Source organism: Ochrobactrum sp. SFR4 (assembly GCF_019730395.1).
In the GTDB taxonomy this organism is placed as follows: domain Bacteria; phylum Pseudomonadota; class Alphaproteobacteria; order Rhizobiales; family Rhizobiaceae; genus Pseudochrobactrum.
The window spans coordinates 1-424 of sequence record NZ_JAAPBB010000241.1 but is presented as its reverse complement, the minus strand read 5'-3'; the positions used below and the strand labels follow the sequence as shown (position 1 = coordinate 424).

Genomic DNA, 424 nt, shown 5'->3' with positions numbered 1-424 from the left:
CAGCAACGGCCATTTCCGGAAAATCGCTACCCGGCAGGCTGTTCAGCTTGAAATGAGAGCGGCCGGCAGAAATTGTGAAGGATGAAGAATCCTTCTTCCCTTCCATCTGAAATTTAATCTCGGCACTATCCGGCAGCTTGCGTACAGCATCATGCAGTACGCCAGCGGGCAGGGTGAAGCCGCTAAACGAATGCAGATTTTCAACCGCCACTTTGGCGCAAATCTCCACATCTAGATTTGTGCCAGTAATCATCAGTGCCGCATCGACATATGACAACCGGACATATTGCAAAATCGGGATAGTCGAGCGCCGTTCAACAGCCTTGATCACAGCGATCAGTGCGGGGAGCAAGGCTCCCCGACTGATAGTGAACAAATCTGTCATGCCGATATCTCCGGCTTGCCTTCATAAACCGGCAAATCA

Annotated in this window: 1 pseudogene; it reads right to left on the bottom strand. The window is 51.2% G+C overall.

Annotated elements, in window-relative coordinates:
- Positions 1-385, bottom strand: a pseudogene (locus tag HBA93_RS18800) (DNA polymerase III subunit beta); the annotation flags it as partial.
- Positions 386-424 lie beyond the last annotated feature (39 nt).